We start from the raw sequence: 16,330 nt of genomic DNA on the forward strand, positions 1-16,330 counted from the left end.
CCACGCACGTGGCATCCATTCTCGAAAGGCGCTGCGGTCAGCCCTTCTTGGGCGCCAGCTGCTCGATGATCGCCTTGGCGACGTCCTGCATGGTGAGGCGGCGGTCCATGGACGCCTTCTGGATCCAGCGGAAGGCCTCGGGCTCGCTCAGGCCCATCTTCTCGTTCAGCAGACCCTTCGCGCGGTCGACGAGCTTGCGGGTCTCGAAACGCTCGACCATGTCGGCGACCTCGGCCTCGAGCGTGATGATCTGCTCGTACCGGGCCAGGGCGATCTCGATCGCCGGCAGCAGGTCGTTCGGCGTGAAGGGCTTGACCACGTAGGCCAGGGCGCCCGCCTCGCTGGCGCGCTCGACGAGCTCCTTCTGGCTGAACGCCGTCAGCAGCACGACGGGGGCGATGTGGTTCTTGCTCAGCTTCTCGGCGGCGCTGATGCCGTCGAGCTGCGGCATCTTGACGTCCATGATCACGAGATCGGGACGCAGCTCGGTGGCCAGCTGCACGGCGGTCTCGCCGTCACCTGCCTCGCCGACGACGTCGAAGCCGTTGTCGCGGAGGATCTCGACGATGTCGAGGCGGATCAGCGACTCGTCTTCCGCGACGACGACGCGACGCGGTGCGGTCGGCGCAGTGGCCGGGGCGGCTTCTTGATCAGTCACGAGACCATCCTAGAACGTGGATTCGCGCACCCACGGGAGACCGCGGATGCGATAGGGCGTACCGGTGGTGGGACTCGAACCCACACGTCTTTCGACAGAGCATTTTGAGTGCCCCGCGTCTGCCATTCCGCCACACCGGCAGGTGTTGCGTTCCCAATGTACCGGGCGGGAACGCAACACGACGCGCGCCGGGGTCTCCGGCGCGCGTCGTGAGGGCTCAGACTTCCTGGTACCCGGGGGCCGCGCCGTGCACGGCGTCGCCCACGCGGTGCACGCGCAGGTCGTTCGTCGAACCGGCGATTCCGGGAGGGGAACCGGAGATGACGACGACCTTGTCGCCGACCTTGGCCAGGTCGTGCGTGAGCAGGTAGTCGTCGACCTGCAGGAACATCTTGTCGGTGTGCGACACGTGCTCCACCAGGGTCGAGCGAACGCCCCAGGTCAGCGCGAGACGACGGCGGATGCCGGGCTCCGGCGTGAACGCGATCATCGGGATGGTCGAGCGCAGGCGCGACATCCGGCGGGCGGAATCGCCCGACTCGGTGAAGACGCACAGGTACTTCGCCTCGACGAAGTCCGCGACCTCGACGGCGGCGAGGGTGATGGCGCCACCCTGCGTGCGGGGCTTGTTGGTCAGCGGCGCGATGCGCTCGAGACCGTGCTCCTCGGTCGACTCCACGATCCGGGCCATCGTCTCGACGACCACCACGGGGTAGGCGCCCACGCTGGTCTCGCCGGACAGCATGACCGCGTCGGCACCGTCGAGCACGGCGTTGGCGACGTCGGACGTCTCGGCGCGCGTGGGGACGGGGTTGGTGATCATCGACTCGAGCATCTGCGTCGCGACGATGACGGGCTTGGCCATGCGGCGGGCGAGCTCGACGGCGCGCTTCTGCACGATCGGCACGGCCTCGAGCGGAAGCTCGACGCCCAGGTCGCCGCGGGCGACCATGATCCCGTCGAACGCGTCGATGATCTCTTCGAGGTTGTCGACTGCCTGCGGCTTCTCGATCTTGGCGATGACGGGCACGTAGCGTCCCTCTTCGGCCATGATCTCGTGCACGCGCTCGATGTCCTTGGCATCCCGCACGAACGAGAGGGCGATGAGGTCGGCACCGGCGTTGAGGCCCCAGCGCAGGTCGGACTCGTCCTTCTCGCTCAGCGCGGGGACGTTCACGGCCACGCCGGGCAGGTTGATGCCCTTGTTGTTCGACACGGGACCGCCGACGATGACCTTGGTGGTCACGACGGTGCCGTCGGTCTCGACGACCTCCACGCGCACCTTGCCGTCGTCGATGAGGAGGAAGTCTCCCGGGCGGACGTCCTGGGGCAGGCCCTTGAAGGTCGTGCCGACGATCTCCTTGGTGCCGAGGATGTCTTCGATCGTGATCTTGAAGATGTCGCCGGGCAGCAGGTCGTGCGGACCGTTCTCGAACTTGCCGAGACGGATCTTCGGGCCCTGGAGGTCGACGAGAGCGGCGACCGGGCGACCGGCGTCCTCTGCGGCCTTGCGCACGTTGGCGAAGTTGGCGTCGTGCACGGAGTAGTCTCCGTGGCTCAGGTTGAGGCGGGCGACGTCCACCCCGGCGTCGATGATGGCGCGAACCATCTCATACGACGACGTGGCGGGCCCGAGTGTTGCGACGATCTTGGCGCGTCTCATCCGTTTTCAAGCTCCGTGAGGATTTTCGGGAAGTGGCCGATCGGCCCTTGCCAGCTTAGGCGGGCAGGAGGCCGATGGCGACATCGGTCGGGCGCACCGGCGCGGGGAGCACCGTTTCGCCCATGAGGAAGGTGTCGACCTCGGCGGCGGCCGCGCGGCCCTCCGCGATGGCCCACACGATGAGCGACTGTCCGCGCCCCGCGTCGCCGGCCACGAACACGCCCGGCGTCGTGGTGGCATAGGTCGCGTCGCGCTCGACGTTGCCGCGGTTCGTGAACTGCGTGCCGAGCTGGCTCTCCAGGTGCTTTCGCTCCGGGCCGGTGAAGCCCATCGCGATCAGCACGAGGTCGGCGGGGATCTCGCGCTCGGTGCCGCTCTTGGGCACGCGACGGCCGTCGACGTACTCGGTCTCGGCCACGCGCAGCGCGCGCACCTCTCCTGCGGCATTGCCGAGGAACTCCACGGTCGAGGCGAGGAACGTGCGCTCCCCGCCCTCCTCGTGAGCGGATGCCATCTCGAACAGGTTCGGCATCATCGGCCAGGGCTGCTCGGACGGACGCTCGGAGGGTGGCTGCTTGCCGATCGCGAGGTTCGTCACGCTCAGCGCGCCCTGGCGGTGGGCCGTACCGATGCAGTCGGCGCCGGTGTCGCCGCCGCCGATGACCACCACGTGCTTGCCGGCGGCGCTGATCTGCTGCGGGATCTGGTCGCCCGCGACGGCCTTGTTGCCCTCGATGAGGTATTCCATGGCGTAGTGCACGCCGTCGAGGTCGCGACCCGGGATGGCGAGGTCGCGCGGCACGGTCGAACCGGTGGCCACCACGACGGCGTCGTAGCGCGCGCGCAGGTCGCTCCACGAGATGTCCGTGCCGATCTCGACTCCCGCGCGGAAGCGGGTGCCCTCGGCCTGCATCTGGCGCAGGCGCAGCTCGAGGTGGCGCTTCTCCATCTTGAAATCGGGGATGCCGTAGCGCAGCAGACCGCCGATGCGGTCGTCGCGCTCGAAGACGGCGACGGTGTGCCCGGCGCGGGTCAGCTGCTGCGCGGCCGCGAGACCCGCGGGCCCGGAGCCGACGACCGCCACGGTCTTACCCGTCAGACGCTCCGGCGGCTCGGGCTCGACCCAGCCGTTGCCGAACGCCTCGTCGATGATCGAGACCTCGACCTGCTTGATCGTCACGGCCGGCTGGTTGATGCCGAGCACGCACGAGCTCTCGCAGGGCGCGGGGCACAGGCGCCCCGTGAACTCCGGGAAGTTGTTCGTCGCGTGCAGGCGCTCGATCGCCGCGCGGCCCTCGCCGCGCCATGTGAGGTCGTTCCACTCGGGGATCAGATTTCCGAGCGGGCACCCCTTGTGGCAGAACGGGATACCGCAGTCCATGCAGCGGCCGGCCTGGCGCTTGATGACGGCCGAATCACCCGGCTCGTACACCTCTTTCCAGTCCATGATGCGCACGGGCACCGGTCGACGCTTCGGGAGCTCGCGCTCCGTGGTCTTGAGAAAGCCCTTCGGGTCAGCCACCCGTCACCTCCAGAATGCGCGTCCAGACGACGTCGCCGTCGGGGTCCAGCCCCTCGGCCACCGCCTCCTGGCGGGTCTGCAGCACAGCGGCGTAGTCGCGCGGCAGCACCCGGACGAAGTTGTCCACCTCGGCCTCGAAGTCGTCGAGCAGACGACGGGCCAGCGTGGAATCGGTCTCCGCGACGTGCTTCTCGAGCAGATCGCGGAGGATCTCGGCATCCCCCGATCCGAGGGCGCCGAGGACGAGCTCACCGGATGCCATGGCCTCGCGGTTCACCTTGTCGCGGTCGAGCTCGTAGACGTAGGCCTGTCCGCCCGACATGCCGGCGCCGAGGTTGCGGCCGGTGGCGCCGAGGATGACGGCCAGTCCGCCGGTCATGTACTCGAGCGCGTGGTCGCCCACACCCTCGACGACCGCCGTGGCTCCGGAGTTGCGCACGAGGAAGCGCTCGCCCACCACACCGTTGAGGAACATCTGTCCCTGCGTGGCGCCGTAGCCGATGACGTTTCCGGCGATGACGTTCTCGCTCGCGGCGAAGGACGACCCGCGCGGCGGGCGCACCACGATCGTTCCGCCCGAGAGCCCCTTGCCCACGTAGTCGTTCGAGTCGCCCTCGAGACGCAGCGTGATGCCGGCGGGCATGAACGCGCCGAACGACTGCCCGGCCGAACCGGTCAGGTGCACGTCGATCGAGTTCTCCGGCAGACCGTGCTCGCCCCGCGCCTTGGTGACGTGGTGGCCCAGCATGGTCCCCACCGCACGGGCGGTGTTGCGGATGGGCAGGTCGATCGTGAGCTGGCCTCCGTGCGCGATGACGTCCTGCGCGCGCTCGATGAGCTGCACGTCGAAGTGGTCGTCGAGCTCGTGGTCCTGGTTGCGGGCGTGACGGCGCGGCTCGTCGTCGGCGAAGCGCGGTCCCTCGAGGATCGGCGCGAGGTTGAGACCGCGCGCCTTCCAGTGCTGGATAGCCTCGTTCGCATCGAGCAGCTCGGACCGGCCGACGATCTCGTCGATCGAGCGGTAGCCGAGGGCGGCGAGGTACTCGCGCACCTCCTGCGCGATGAACTCCATGAAGTTCACGATGTACTCGGCCTTGCCGGTGAAGCGCTGGCGCAGGACCGGGTTCTGCGTCGCGACGCCCACGGGGCAGGTGTCGAGGTGGCACACGCGCATCATGATGCAGCCCGAGACGACCAGGGGCGCGGTCGCGAAGCCGAACTCCTCGGCGCCGAGCAGGGCGCCGATGATGACGTCGCGGCCGGTCTTCATCTGTCCGTCGACCTGCACGACGACGCGGTCGCGCATGCCGTTGAGCATGAGCGTCTGCTGCGTCTCGGCCAGGCCCAGCTCCCACGGGGTGCCCGCGTGCTTGAGCGAGTTCATCGGGCTCGCGCCCGTGCCGCCATCCTGACCCGAGACCAGGATGACATCGCTCAGCGCCTTCGCGACGCCCGCCGCGACCGCGCCGATGCCCGACTGGCTGACGAGCTTCGTGTGGATGCGGGCCGAGGGGTTGGCGCGCTTGAGGTCGAAGATGAGCTGCTTGAGGTCTTCGATCGAGTAGATGTCGTGGTGCGGCGGCGGCGAGATGAGACCCACTCCCGCGGTCGCGTGACGCGTGCGCGCCACCCACGGGTACACCTTCGTCGGCGGCAACTGACCGCCCTCGCCGGGCTTGGCGCCCTGGGCGAGCTTGATCTGGATGTCGTCGGCCTCGGTCAGGTACAGGCTCGTCACACCGAAGCGACCGGATGCCACCTGCTTGATGGCGCTGCGGCGCTCGGGGTCGAGAAGACGGTCGACGTCCTCCCCGCCCTCACCGGTGTTCGACTTGCCGCCGATGCGGTTCATCGCGACCGCGAGGACCTCGTGCGCCTCTTTCGAGATGGAGCCGTAGCTCATGGCGCCGGTGGAGAAGCGCTTGACGATCGCGGAGACGGGCTCGACCTCGTCGATCGGCACGGCGGGCCGCTGACCGGTGCGCAGGCCGAAGAGTCCGCGCAGGGTCTTCAGCTCGTGCGCCTGGTCGTCGATGAGCTGCGTGTACTCGCGGAAGATGTCGTACCGGCGCTCGCGGGTCGCGTGCTGCAGGCGGAACACCGTGTCGGGGTTGAACAGGTGCGGGGCGCCGTCGCGACGCCACTGGTACTCGCCACCGGTCCACAGGCGCTCGTGCGCGCGCGCCGCGGCATCCTGGGGGTAGGCGTACTCGTGACGCGCGGCGTTCTCGGCCGCGATGACGTCGAGGCCGACGCCGCCGAGCTTGGTCTCGGTTCCGGTGAAGTACGCGTCGATGAACTCCCGGGAGAGGCCGACGGCTTCGAACACCTGAGCGCCCGCGTACGACGACACGGTCGAGATGCCCATCTTCGACATGATCTTCAGCACGCCCTTGCCGAGCGCGTAGATCAGGTTCTTCACGGCCTTCTCGGGCGTCACACCGGTGATGAAGCCGGCGCGGACGAGGTATTCGACCGTCTCCATCGCCAGATACGGGTTGACCGCCGAAGCGCCGTAGCCGATGAGGGTGGCGACGTGGTGCACCTCGCGCACGTCACCGGCCTCGACCACGAGGCCCACCTTCATGCGCGTCTCCTTGCGGATGAGGTGGTGGTGCACGGCGGCCAGCATGAGCAGCGACGGGATCGGCGCGAGGTCCTTGTTGCTGTCGCGGTCGCTGAGCACGATGAACTCGGCGCCGTCCTCGATGGCCTGGTCGACCTCGGTGCACATCTGCGTGAGGCGCTTCTGGAGCCCCTTGTGCCCCGCTTCGACGCGGTACAGGCCGCGGATCGTCACCGAGGAGCGCCCGGCCAGGGCGGTGTCGATGTGCTGGATCTTGGCGAGCTCGTCGTTGTCGATGACGGGGAAGTCGAGCGTCACCGTGCGGGTGTGGTCCGGGCCCCAGTCGAGGAGGTTGCGCTCGGGGCCGAGACCCAGCGACAGCGAAGTGACGACCTCCTCGCGGATCGAGTCGAGAGGCGGGTTGGTGACCTGCGCGAACTGCTGCGAGAAGTAGTCGAACAGAAGGCGCGGACGATCGCTCAGCACCGCGACGGGCGCGTCGCTGCCCATCGCACCGAGCGGCTCGGTGCCGCCCTGGCCCATGGGGGTCAGCAGGATGCGCACCTCCTCCTCGGTGTAGCCGAAGGTGCGCTGGCGACGGGTGATCGAGGCGATGGGGTGCACGATGTGCTCGCGCTCGGGAAGCTCGCTGAGCTTGACGCGCCCCTTGTCCACCCACTCGCCCCACGGCTGGAGCGCCGCGAGGTCGGCCTTGATCTCCTCGTCCTCGACGATGCGGCGCTGGGCCGTGTCGACGAGGAACATGCGTCCGGGCTGCAGACGACCGCGGCGCTTGATGCGCTCGGGCGCGAAGTCGAGCACACCGGTCTCGGAGCCGATCACGACGAGGCCGTCGGTGGTCTCGGTCCACCGGCCCGGGCGCAGACCGTTGCGGTCGAGCGTGGCGCCGACGAGCGTGCCGTCGGTGAAGATGAGCGCGGCCGGTCCGTCCCACGGCTCCATCTGCATGGAGTGGTAGTCGTAGAAGGCGCGCAGATCGGGGTCGATCGTGGCCTGCTTCTCGTAGGCCTCGGGCACCATCATCATGATCGCGTGCGGCAGGCTGCGACCGGTGAGGGTCAGCAGCTCCAGCACCTCGTCGAAGGATGCCGAGTCACTGGCGCCCTCGGTGCAGATGGGCAGCAGCGGGCGCACGTCGCCGATCAGCTCGGACTCGAGCTGCGACTGGCGGGCGCGCATCCAGTTGCGGTTGCCCTTGACGGTATTGATCTCGCCGTTGTGCGCGAGCATGCGCAGCGGCTGCGCGAGCGGCCACGACGGGAAGGTGTTGGTCGAGTAGCGCGAGTGCACCACGGCCAGCTCGGACGCGAATCGCTCGTCCTGCAGGTCGGGGTAGAACGGCTCGAGCTGCAGCGTCGTGACCATGCCCTTGTAGCCCAACGTGCGGCTGGAGAGCGAGACGAAGTACGCCTCGAGCTCGTGGCGCGCGCGCTTGCGGAGCCGGTAGACGCGGCGGTCGAGCGCGATACCCGCCAGGGCGGGCTGGTCGCCGACGGCGGGGCGCGACACGAAGAGCTGCTCGAACGCGGGGCGTGCCTCGTACGCGAGCTTGCCGAGGTTCTCGGGCTCGACGGGCACCTCGCGCCAGCCGAGCACCTCGAGGTTCTCGTGGCGGGCGATCTCTTCGATCCCGGCCTTCATCGCGACGCGCTCGTCGTGCCCGAGGGGCAGGAACACCATGCCGGCGGCGTACTCCCCCACCGGCGGCAGGTCGAAGTCGACCACGGCGCGCAGGAATGCGTCGGGCATCTGCGTCAGGATGCCGGCACCGTCACCGGTGCCCGCGTCGGAGCCGATGGCGCCGCGATGCTCGAGGTTGCGCAGCGCCGTCAGCGCCAGGTCGATGATGTCGTGACCGGCTTCGCCGCGGAGAGTGGCGACCATGGCGAGGCCACAGGCGTCTTTCTCGAACGACGGGTCGTACATTCCCTGTCGGGCGGGGAATGCTCCTCCGACGGTGTTGGAGCGCAGGCTGGAAGCCATATCAACCGTCCTCACGTTGATGCTTCGAATGGGACGACGTCGGCCCAGAGTGTTAGTTCGTGGCGGGGCTGCTTGTGGCGCTGGTGCCGACGGTGTCGTTCGTCGCGGGCGGCTCGCTCACGTCGACGAAGTCAGAGGGGTCGCCTGAGTCTACAGCCCCCGGAGCCTTCGACTCGCGCCCCGGGACGTACGGTGACGGCTCGAGACCGTGGTGACGGCGCGACTGCACGGCGAAGATGACGATGCCGAGGATGACGCCGAAGATCGCGGCCCAGACGTTCGTGCGCAGGCCCAGGATGATGTCGCTGGGGTCGATGCGGATGGACTCCCACACGATGCGGCCGGCGCTGTACCAGACCAGGTAGATCGCGAACTGCTTGCCCCACTGGAGCGTGAAACGCTTGCCGACGTACAGGATGACCGCGGCGCCGAGCAGGTTCCAGATGACCTCGTAGGCGAAGGTGGGGTGGAACAGCGTGCCCGCGGGCAGGCCGACGGGGATCGCGGAGTTGCCCGCGGCGATCTCGAGCCCCCACGGCAGGTCGGTGGGCTGGCCGAAGAGCTCCTGGTTGAACCAGTTGCCGAAGCGTCCCATGGCCTGGGCGATGATGAGGCCGGGCGCGAGGGCGTCGGCGAAGGTCCAGAACCGGATGCCGGTCCAGCGGCATCCGAGGATTGCGCCGATGGCGCCGCCGATGAGGGCGCCGTAGATGGCGATGCCCCCCTCCCAGATGGCCCACACGGACCCGGGCTGCGTGATGTTCCACGGGTTGGAGCCGGGGCCGAAGTAGAAGCCCGTATGCGTGGCCACGTGGTAGATGCGCGCCACGATGATGGCGAGCGGCACCGCCAGGAGGCAGATGTCGATGACGACCCACTTCTCGGCGCCGCGACGCGTCAGACGGGCGTTCGTGAGGAACACCGCGACGATGATGCCCGCGACGATGCACAGGGCATAGAAGTGGATGCGGAGCGGACCGAGATCGACGTAGGAGATCGTCGGGCTCGGGATGCTGGCGAGCACGCCGGAGGCGGCGCTCGAGAGGGCGAACGTCATGCAGACGAGTCTAGGCGCGCTGAACGGCGCCCGCGGACAGCTCCCTCGCGAGGGAGGAGAGGCCGTCGACACCGCCGTCGCGCAGCGCCTTGACCAGCGCGGTGCCGACGATCGCGCCGTCGGCGTACTCGACGACACCGGCGACCTGCTCGGCGTTGGAGATGCCGATACCCACGCACGCGTGCTGCACCCCGAACGCCCGCAGCCGCTCCACGAGACCCCGCGCGGCGGCGTCGAGAGAAGCGCGCTCCCCCGTGATGCCCATCGTCGACACGGTGTACACGAAGCCCGTGGAGGCGTCGACGATCATCTTCAAGCGCTCGTCCGACGAGGTGGGAGCGGCGAGGAAGACGCGGTCGAGCCCCGTGCGCTCGCTCGCCGCGATCCAGGCCTCGCCCGCGTCGGGGGTGATGTCGGGCGTGATGAGGCCCGCTCCCCCGGCGGCGACCAGTTCGTCGGCGTATCGGTCGACGCCGTACTGCTCGACGAGGTTCCAGTACGTCATGACGAGGATGGGCACGTCGGTGCGCGCCGTGACCTCGCGGATGATCGTGAAGAGGTCGCGCATGCGGAAGCCGCCTGCCAGCGCCGTCTGCGTCGCCTCCTGGATGACCAGGCCGTCCATGACGGGATCGCTGTAGGGCGGTCCGAGCTCGATGACATCGGCGCCGGCCTCGGCGAGGGCGACGGCCGCCTCGATGCTCGTGGCGACGTCGGGGTAGCCGGCGGGCAGGTAGCCGACGAACGCGCCGCGACCGTCCGCGTGGGCGGCCTCGATCGCCGTGGCGACGCGCGAGGTCATAGCTCGACCCCCGCACCGCTGGCCGCGTCGGGCGCCGGCGCGACGTCGACCGGGGATCCGGGAGCGGATGCCACGGTCTCGGCGGCGCGCGTCTGCGCACGGCCCTCGGCCATCTCCGGCGCGTGCTCCGCGTCGTAGAGGTCGAAGTACCGGGCGGCGGTGTCCATGTCCTTGTCGCCGCGGCCGGAGAGGTTGATCGCGATGACGGCATCCGGGCCGAGCTCGCGCCCGATGCGCAGGGCGCCCGCGAGGGCGTGCGCGGACTCGATCGCGGGGATGATGCCCTCGGTGCGCGAGAGCAGGCGCAGGGCCTGCATGGCCTCGTCGTCGGTGGCCGGGATGTACTGGGCACGGCCGATGTCGGCGAGCCACGCGTGCTCGGGGCCGACGCCGGGGTAGTCCAAGCCGGCCGAGATCGAGTGCGATTCGGTGGTCTGACCGTCTTCGTCCTGCAGGACGTAGGTGCGCGCGCCGTGGAGGACGCCCGGGCGACCCCGACCGATGGACGCCGCGTGCTTGGGGGTGTCGACGCCGTCGCCCGCCGCTTCGACGCCGTAGAGGGCCACGCCCTCGTCGTCGAGGAAGGCGTCGAACATGCCGATGGCGTTGGATCCGCCGCCGACGCAGGCGAGAACGGCATCCGGAAGGCGACCGAGTCGTTCGAGGAACTCGGCGCGCGTCTCTTCGCCGATGATCTTCTGGAAGTCGCGCACCATCGCCGGGAACGGGTGCGGGCCCGCCGCGGTGCCGAAGATGTAGTTGGTGGTCTCGACCGACGCGACCCAGTCGCGGTAGGCCTCGTTGATCGCGTCCTTGAGGGTGCGCGACCCCGTCGTGACCGGCACGACCTCGGCGCCCAGCAGGCGCATGCGCGCGACGTTGAGCGCCTGACGCTCGGTGTCGACCTCGCCCATGTAGATCACGCAGTCGAGACCGAACAGCGCGGCCGCGGTCGCGGTGGCGACGCCGTGCTGACCGGCTCCGGTCTCGGCGATCACGCGCGTCTTGCCGAGGCGCTTGGTGAGCAGCGCCTGGCCGAGCACGTTGTTGATCTTGTGCGAGCCGGTGTGATTGAGGTCTTCGCGCTTGAGGAAGACGCGTGCGCCCCCCGCGTGCTCGGCGAAGCGCGGCACCTCGGTGAGCACCGAGGGGCGACCCGCGTAGTCGTGCAGCAGGGCGCTCAACTCGGCGTGGAACTCCGGGTCGGCCATGGCCGACTCGTAGACCTCGGTGAGCTCGTCGATCGCGGCGATGAGCGACTCGGGCATGTAGCGCCCGCCGAAGTCGCCGAAGAACGGCCCCTTCTGGTCGCGCAGCTTCTGGACGGGAACGGTGGTCATGACGTCTCCTGGAGGAACGCGCGGAGGGTGGCGACGGGGTCGCCGGTCACGAGGGCCTCGCCGACGAGCACCACGTCGGCGCCGGCGGCGCGGTAGTGGGCGACGTCGGCGGGGGCGAGCACGGCGGATTCGGCGATCTTGATCGCATCGGTCGGGAAGCGGTCGGCGAGCGAGCCGAACAGGTCGCGGTCGAGCTCGAACGTCGAGAGGTTGCGGGCGTTGACGCCGATGAGCTTCGCCCCGAGCTGCGAGGCCCGTTCCAGCTCGTCGGCCGAGTGCGTCTCGACGAGGGCGGTCATGCCCAGGTCGGTGACGAGACCGTACAGCTCGCCAAGCGTCTTGTCGTCGAGTGCGGCGACGATGAGCAGCACCAGATCGGCGCCCGACGCGCGAGCCTCGAGCACCTGGTAGGGCGTGGCGATGAAGTCCTTGCGCAGCACGGGGACGCTCACCGCGGCACGGACGGCCTCGAGGTCGGCGAGGCTCCCCTTGAACTTGCGGCCCTCCGTGAGCACGGAGATCGCCGAAGCGCCGCCCTCCTCGTACAGGCGCGCCTGTCGCGCGGGATCCGGGATCGACGCGAGGTCGCCGCGCGAGGGGCTCGCGCGCTTGACCTCGGCGATGACCTTCACCCGGTCGGCGGGGGCCAGCATGGCCAGCGCGTCACGGGCCGGGGTCTGCGCGAGGGCGTCGCGTTCGACATCGGCGAGCGAGCGCGTCTGGGCGCGCTGCTCGGCATCCTCCACCGCTCCGGCCGTCAGATCGGCCAGCACGGTCAGTGCGCCTTCGGGTTGGACTTCGCGCCGTTCGCGCCGTAACCGGCCTTGGTCATGGCCCAGCCGACGATCGCGCCGACGACGAGCAGACCCACCGACGCCCACACCAGCACCGGCATGTCGAGCCAGAAGAACAGCGTGCCGAGCGTGAAGGCGACCAGCATGATGATCACGGCCGTCCAGGCGGCGGGCGAGTGTCCGTGGCCGGGATCGCCGATGGGGTTGCTCATGGGACTCCTAACAGTCGCGCGCGGGCGCGGGGGAAAGCGTTCGACCAGTCTATCGAAGCGCGGTGGGCCTCTCCCGCCGTCGTTTCGATGTCGCGAGGTCGGTCTCAGGCCGTGGGGTCGTCGCCGCGGGAGAGGTCGTCCCACGAGTCGATCGCGTCGTGGGGTCGACCGGTGGCGGTGCCGGCCTCCTCGGCCGTGCGGTACTTGCGGCTCGCGCCCGAGGCCCATCGGCGCGCGGTGACGAGCGTGAAGACGGCCGCCGCGGCGAGGACGACCTGGGCCACCAGCGTCACGGCGGGCCAGGAGGTGAGTGACAGGCCGCTGACGAGCGAGGCGACGGCATCCGTCCCCGAGATCCCCGTCGCCTCGGTGACCGCCGCGGCCGTCGCCGAGACGGGGGTGGCGAACAGCAGCTGCGCGGTTCCGACGCCCACGAGACCCGCGATCAGGATGCCGAGCACTCCGAACAGGTACCGCAGCACGGGGCCGACGATCGACAGGGCCGCGCCCAGGGCCAGGGCGGCGAGGCTGAGGGGGGTCAGCACGGGGAGGGCGTCCGCGCCGGAGACGGCGATGGTCTGCTGCGCACCGTCGTCGAGGGTGACGTCGATCCACGTCTGCGTCGACGCGATGACGCCGATCGCCCCCGCGGCGAGCATCGCGAGCACCGCCAGGGAGCGGGCGCGTCGCATCAGCGCTCCCCCACAACGGGGTGCAGGTCGTCGGCGTCGAAGCACGTGTGGTCGCCGGTGTGGCACGCGGCGCCGATCTGGTCGACCTCGATGAGCAGTGTGTCGCCGTCGCAGTCCAGGCGCGCGCCCTTCACGATCTGGATGTGCCCGGAGGTGTCGCCCTTGCGCCAGTACTCCTGACGCGAGCGGGACCAGAAGGTGACGCGGCCGCTGGTGAGGGTGCGGTTCAGGGCCTCGGCATCCATCCACCCCATCATCAGCACCTCGCGCGTGTCGAACTGCTGGATGACGGCGGGAACCAGACCGTCGGCGTTGTAGGTGACACGGTCGACGCTCATCGGCGCACCTCGATCCCTTCGGCGGCCATGGCGTCTTTGACCTCTCCGACCGTCAGCTGACCGGAGTGGAACACGGATGCCGCCAGCACCGCGTCGGCACCGGCCTGCACGGCGGGGGCGAAGTGTTCCAGCTCACCCGCACCGCCGGAGGCGATGACCGGGACCGCGGCGACCAGGCGCATGAGGCGCACGAGCTCGAGGTCGAAGCCCTGCTTGGTGCCGTCGGCGTCGATCGAGTTGACCAGCAGTTCGCCAGCTCCGCGCTCGACGGCCTCGCGCGCCCACTCGAGCGCGTCGAGGGTCGTCTCGGTGCGGCCGCCGTGGGTGGTCACCACGAAGCCGGACGGGGTGGATGCCGCCCGCTTGACGTCGAGCGAGAGCACGACGACCTGGGCGCCGAAGCGGTCGGCGATCTCGTCGATGAGCTGCGGACGGGCGATCGCGGCGGAGTTGACGCCGATCTTGTCGGCGCCGACGGCGAGGAGTCGTGCGACGTCGTCGCTCGAGCGCACTCCCCCGCCCACGGTGAGCGGGATGAAGACCTGCTCGGCCGTGCGGCGCACGACGTCGTAGGTGGTGGAGCGCTCGTCGACGGTGGCGGTGACGTCGAGGAACGTGACCTCGTCGGCGCCTTGGTCGAAGTAGAGCTTCGCGAGCTCGACAGGGTCGCCCATGTCGCGCAGGTCGAGGAAGTTGACGCCCTTCACGACGCGGCCCGCGGCGACGTCGAGGCAGGGGATGACGCGACGCGCGAGGGTCATCAGAGCCTCGCGGCGAGGATCTCGGTGACGAGGATCGCTCGCGCGCCGATCGCGTAGAGCGCGTCCATGACCTGGTTGACGTCGCGGCGCGGGCTCATCACCCGCACGGCGACCCACTCGGGGTCGCGCAGCGGCGAGATCGTGGGCGATTCCAGACCCGGGGCCACCGCGACCGCCTGCTCGACGAGGGCGGCGGGCAGGTCGTAATCGATGAGCACGTACTTGCGGGCGGCGAGGACACCGCGCAGGCGTCGCAGCAGCGTCTCGGTGCCGTCGGCCTCCTGCGGACCGGCGATCAGCACGGCGTCGCTCTCGAGCAGGACCGGTCCGAAGATCTCGAGCCCGGCCTGGCGCAGCGTCGTGCCGGTCGAGACGACATCGGCCACGGCATCCGCCACTCCGAGCTGCACGGCCGACTCGACCGCGCCGTCGAGCGGCACGATGTCGACGGCGATGCCGCGCTCGTCGAGGAAGGCGTCGACCAGGCCCGGGTAGGCGGTCGCGACGCGGAGACCCTGGAGGTCCTGCACGTCGGTGAAGCGGCCGGGGCGACCCGCGAAGCGGAAGGTGGAGCCGGCGAAGCCGAGGGACTCGACCTCTCGCGCGCCGGGCATGCGGGCGTCGAGCAGCAGGTCGCGACCGGTGATGCCGACGTCCAGCGCGCCGGAGCCGACGTAGGTCGCAATGTCACGGGGACGCAGGTAGAAGAACTCGACCTCGTTGACGGGGTCGACCGTGTACAGGTCTTTCGAGTCGCGTCGTCCGGTGTATCCGGCCTCCGAGAGCATCTCGGCGGCGGTCTCGGCGAGCGACCCCTTGTTCGGCACGGCGATTCGCAGCATGACGGGGGCTTTCGTGTTGTGTGAGCGTGGGGAGGGCGAGTGCGGCTCAGAGATGTCGGTAGACGTCTTCGAGCGACAGCCCCTTCGCGAGCATGAGGGTCTGCAGGTGGTAGAGCAGCTGCGAGATCTCCTCGGCCGCGGCCTCGTCGGACTCGTACTCGGCGGCCATCCACACCTCGGCGGCCTCTTCCACGATCTTCTTGCCGATCGCGTGCACGCCGGCGTCGAGTTGCGCGACGGTGCCGGAGCCTTCGGGTCGCTCGACGGCCTTGGCGCTGAGTTCCGCGAACAGGTCGTCGAAGGTCTTCACCCCTCCAGGGTATCGGGTCGACGGGGGTGGGGTTGTCGCGGGGCGGCTGGGGGGCGGTGACGAACGCGCGGTCAGTGGCGGTGGCGGGCGGCGGAGGCGCGCAGCGACTGGATCGCGCGGTCGGGGTCGTCGGCGCCGAACACCGCGGAACCCGCGACGAAGGTGTCGGCCCCGGCCTCGGCGGCCTGGGCGATCGTCGCTTCGCCGATGCCCCCGTCGACCTGCAGCCAGACGCTCGACCCGCGTCGTTTCGCCTCGTCGGCCAGGGCACGCAGCTTCGGCATCGTCTCGGGCATGAACGATTGGCCGCCGAACCCCGGCTCGACGGTCATGACGAGGATCTGGTCGAACTCGTTGAGCGAATCGAACAGGTTCTCGACCGGCGTGCCGGGCTTGACGGCGACGCCCGCGCGCGCACCGATCGCGCGCAGCTGGCGGGCGAGGGCGACCGGGGATGCCGCCGCCTCGAGATGGAAGGTGACGGAAGCCGCACCGAGCTCGGCGTACGCGGGAGCCCAGCGGTCGGGGTCGTCGATCATGAGGTGCACGTCCAGCGGCACGGGGCTCGTCTCCTGGATGCGACCGACCATCTGCGGACCGAAGGTGAGGTTCGGCACGAAGTGGTTGTCCATCACGTCGACGTGCACGAAGTCGGCTCCCGCGATGCGCGCGAGCTCGGCCTCCATGTTCACGAAGTCGGCGGCCAGGATGCTCGGGTTGATGCGCGGGGCGTCGGTAGGCACCCGACCATTATGGGCGTGTGACCCTG

15 protein-coding genes and 1 tRNA gene are annotated in these 16,330 nt (G+C 69.7%); all 16 read right to left on the reverse strand.

Features of this window, described 5'->3' with window-relative positions; genetic code table 11:
• Nucleotides 1–37 precede the first annotated feature (37 nt).
• Nucleotides 38–658 carry a response regulator gene (locus AB0N82_RS10810; protein WP_076675473.1) on the reverse strand — a complete coding sequence of 207 codons (621 nt, stop codon included), beginning with the start codon at nucleotides 656–658 and terminating at the stop codon, nucleotides 38–40.
• A 59-nt stretch (nucleotides 659–717) separates the two neighbouring features.
• Nucleotides 718–798 (reverse strand) — tRNA-Leu (locus AB0N82_RS10815).
• A gap of 77 nt (nucleotides 799–875) precedes the next feature.
• Nucleotides 876–2,321, reverse strand: a complete 1,446-nt coding sequence (gene pyk, locus AB0N82_RS10820) for a pyruvate kinase (protein ID WP_315995782.1) — start codon at nucleotides 2,319–2,321, stop codon at nucleotides 876–878.
• A 55-nt stretch (nucleotides 2,322–2,376) separates the two neighbouring features.
• Complete coding sequence (locus tag AB0N82_RS10825; protein ID WP_363391460.1) at nucleotides 2,377–3,843, reverse strand: glutamate synthase subunit beta; 1,467 nt, start codon at nucleotides 3,841–3,843, stop codon at nucleotides 2,377–2,379.
• A complete protein-coding gene (gltB, locus tag AB0N82_RS10830) occupies nucleotides 3,836–8,413 on the reverse strand; it encodes a glutamate synthase large subunit (protein WP_363391463.1) in 4,578 nt (1,525 codons plus the stop codon). Before gltB ends, AB0N82_RS10825 begins: the two co-directional genes overlap by 8 nt.
• A 52-nt stretch (nucleotides 8,414–8,465) precedes the next feature.
• Entirely contained in the window at nucleotides 8,466–9,470 is a 1,005-nt protein-coding gene (lgt, locus tag AB0N82_RS10835) for a prolipoprotein diacylglyceryl transferase (RefSeq protein WP_363391466.1), read from the reverse strand.
• Between the two features lie 10 nt (nucleotides 9,471–9,480).
• Nucleotides 9,481–10,272, reverse strand: a complete 792-nt coding sequence (trpA, locus tag AB0N82_RS10840; protein ID WP_315995778.1) for a tryptophan synthase subunit alpha — start codon at nucleotides 10,270–10,272, stop codon at nucleotides 9,481–9,483.
• Nucleotides 10,269–11,612, reverse strand: coding sequence for a tryptophan synthase subunit beta (gene trpB, locus AB0N82_RS10845; RefSeq protein ID WP_315995777.1), 1,344 nt, complete (start codon nucleotides 11,610–11,612; stop codon nucleotides 10,269–10,271). The genes trpA and trpB overlap by 4 nt, the downstream gene beginning before the upstream one ends.
• On the reverse strand, nucleotides 11,609–12,385 hold the full coding sequence (gene trpC, locus AB0N82_RS10850; protein ID WP_315995776.1) for an indole-3-glycerol phosphate synthase TrpC: 777 nt from the start codon (nucleotides 12,383–12,385) through the stop codon (nucleotides 11,609–11,611). Before trpC ends, trpB begins: the two co-directional genes overlap by 4 nt.
• Before the next feature lie 2 nt (nucleotides 12,386–12,387).
• Nucleotides 12,388–12,618, reverse strand: coding sequence for a DUF6704 family protein (locus AB0N82_RS10855; protein ID WP_116239751.1), 231 nt, complete (start codon nucleotides 12,616–12,618; stop codon nucleotides 12,388–12,390).
• Between the two features lie 104 nt (nucleotides 12,619–12,722).
• A complete protein-coding gene (locus tag AB0N82_RS10860) occupies nucleotides 12,723–13,310 on the reverse strand; it encodes a Trp biosynthesis-associated membrane protein (RefSeq protein WP_363391471.1) in 588 nt (195 codons plus the stop codon).
• Complete coding sequence (gene hisI / locus AB0N82_RS10865) at nucleotides 13,310–13,648, reverse strand: phosphoribosyl-AMP cyclohydrolase (protein ID WP_363391474.1); 339 nt, start codon at nucleotides 13,646–13,648, stop codon at nucleotides 13,310–13,312. Before hisI ends, AB0N82_RS10860 begins: the two co-directional genes overlap by 1 nt.
• Nucleotides 13,645–14,409 carry an imidazole glycerol phosphate synthase subunit HisF gene (gene hisF / locus AB0N82_RS10870; RefSeq protein WP_363391477.1) on the reverse strand — a complete coding sequence of 255 codons (765 nt, stop codon included), beginning with the start codon at nucleotides 14,407–14,409 and terminating at the stop codon, nucleotides 13,645–13,647. Before hisF ends, hisI begins: the two co-directional genes overlap by 4 nt.
• On the reverse strand, nucleotides 14,409–15,251 hold the full coding sequence (gene hisG, locus AB0N82_RS10875) for an ATP phosphoribosyltransferase (protein WP_076675493.1): 843 nt from the start codon (nucleotides 15,249–15,251) through the stop codon (nucleotides 14,409–14,411). Before hisG ends, hisF begins: the two co-directional genes overlap by 1 nt.
• 46 nt (nucleotides 15,252–15,297) lie before the next feature.
• Nucleotides 15,298–15,561 (reverse strand): phosphoribosyl-ATP diphosphatase, encoded by a 264-nt coding sequence (locus tag AB0N82_RS10880; RefSeq protein WP_094732978.1) that lies wholly within the window; start codon nucleotides 15,559–15,561, stop codon nucleotides 15,298–15,300.
• A gap of 71 nt (nucleotides 15,562–15,632) precedes the next feature.
• Nucleotides 15,633–16,304: a ribulose-phosphate 3-epimerase gene (rpe, locus tag AB0N82_RS10885; RefSeq protein ID WP_315995772.1), complete on the reverse strand. Its 672-nt coding sequence runs from the start codon at nucleotides 16,302–16,304 to the stop codon at nucleotides 15,633–15,635.
• Between the last annotated feature and the right edge of the window lie 26 nt (nucleotides 16,305–16,330).

The organism is Microbacterium sp. NPDC089186 (assembly GCF_040685115.1).
Taxonomy (GTDB): domain Bacteria; phylum Actinomycetota; class Actinomycetes; order Actinomycetales; family Microbacteriaceae; genus Microbacterium; species Microbacterium galbum.